This window comes from Ruthenibacterium intestinale (assembly GCF_040096265.1).
GTDB classification, from domain to species: domain Bacteria; phylum Bacillota; class Clostridia; order Oscillospirales; family Ruminococcaceae; genus Ruthenibacterium; species Ruthenibacterium komagatae.
Window position 1 is genome coordinate 1 of the sequence record NZ_JBBMFA010000007.1, and the last position, 1,670, is coordinate 1,670.

Below are 1,670 nucleotides of genomic sequence, written 5' to 3' on the forward strand. Positions count from 1 at the left end.
CCGCTGCCATGGCAGCGGGCCGGATTTTTATGGTTTGAAAAGTGAGGTCTGCAATGGATGTATTTGATATCATCGGGCCGGTGATGATCGGCCCGTCCTCCAGCCATACAGCCGGGGCGGCCCGCATCGGACGAATTGCCCGCGCGCTGCTGGGCGAACGGCCCGTGTGCGCCCGGATCGAGCTGCACGGCAGTTTTGCCAAGACATACAAGGGACACGGAACCGACCGGGCCCTGGCGGGCGGCATTCTTGGCATGGAGCCGGACGATGAGCGCATCCGGGACAGCCTTTCCATTGCCCGCCGGGAAGGACTGGACGTCCGCTTTTTCCCCGTACACCTGGACGACGCGCATCCCAACACGGCACGCGTGACCCTGAAGGGAGAAAGTGGCCGCGAGATCACGCTTCAGGGCGCTTCCGTGGGTGGCGGCAGCATCCACGTCACACAGGTAAACGGCATGGCGGTAGACGTCAGCGGTGAGCACACCACACTGATCGTGCTTCACCGGGACGCCCCCGGCACCATCGCGGCGGTGACCGAAGAACTGAGCCGGCGCGGAGTGAATATCTGCAATTTTCGTCTTGCACGGGCGTGCAAAGGAGGCAATGCCGTGATGACCATTGAAGTAGACGGCACCGTGGATGCGGATTTGAACCACTGCGTGGAGCAGCTGCCCAACGTGCTGTCCAGCACCATGCTTTTACCGGTTTGAGGAGGAACACAGCAATGGAACTGGATTTTACCAATCTCTCCGCACTGGTGTGCGAAGCCGGCCGGCAGGGAGTTCCCCTTTCGCAGCTTGTGCTGGAACAGCAGGCGCGGCAAGCCGAACAGGAACCGGAGGTCCTGTACCGGCGGATGCGCGACCAATACGCCGTGATGGCGCAGGCGGTGTGCGCCGGAAGCGAAAAGGGCGTGCGCTCCACCAGCGGCCTGACCGGCGGTGACGGATACCGGATGCAGCAGGCCGCGCGCAACGGCGGTCTGACCGGTCCCGTATTCACCGGCGCGCTGGCCCGCGCGCTGGCTGTCAGCGAATGGAACGCCGCCATGGGACGGATCGTTGCTGCTCCCACTGCGGGCAGCTGCGGCATTTTACCCGCGGCAGTGCTGACCATGCAACAGGAGCGCCAGATTCCTGAACGCGATTGCGTCATGAGCCTGTTCACCGCGGCGGCAGTGGGGCTTGTGATCGCCCACAACGCCACGCTTTCCGGAGCGCAGGGCGGCTGCCAGGCCGAGTGCGGTTCTGCCTCCGCCATGGCTGCAGCAGCACTGGTGGAACTGGGCGGCGGAACACCGGCCATGGCGGAACAGGCTGTGGCCATCGCGCTGAAGAACACCCTGGGTCTTGTGTGTGACCCGGTGGCCGGGCTGGTGGAGATCCCCTGCATCAAGCGCAATGCCGCCGGCGTGGCCAATGCGCTGTGCGCCGCGGAACTGGCGTTGGCAGGCATTCAAAGCGCTATTCCCGCCGATGAAGTGATTCAGGCCATGAAGCGGGTGGGCGACGCCATGCCCGCCGCTCTTCGCGAGACGGCAGAAGGCGGACTGGCCACCACGCCCACCGGGCGGAAACTGTTCGAGCAGGTGTTCGGCACACCGGGCGGATGCCAAGGCTGCGGATGCAATCAATAAAAAAGAAAACCGGCGCGCGGTGTATCCCGCG

At 64.4% G+C, this 1,670-nt stretch carries 2 protein-coding genes; both read left to right on the forward strand.

The window, feature by feature from the left end; all coding sequences use genetic code 11:
- Positions 1-53 precede the first annotated feature (53 nt).
- Positions 54-713 (forward strand): L-serine ammonia-lyase, iron-sulfur-dependent subunit beta, encoded by a 660-nt coding sequence (gene sdaAB, locus WMO24_RS00050; protein ID WP_349213959.1) that lies wholly within the window; start codon positions 54-56, stop codon positions 711-713.
- Between the two features lie 14 nt (positions 714-727).
- Positions 728-1,639 carry an L-serine ammonia-lyase, iron-sulfur-dependent, subunit alpha gene (gene sdaAA, locus WMO24_RS00055; RefSeq protein WP_349213960.1) on the forward strand — a complete coding sequence of 304 codons (912 nt, stop codon included), beginning with the start codon at positions 728-730 and terminating at the stop codon, positions 1,637-1,639.
- Positions 1,640-1,670 lie beyond the last annotated feature (31 nt).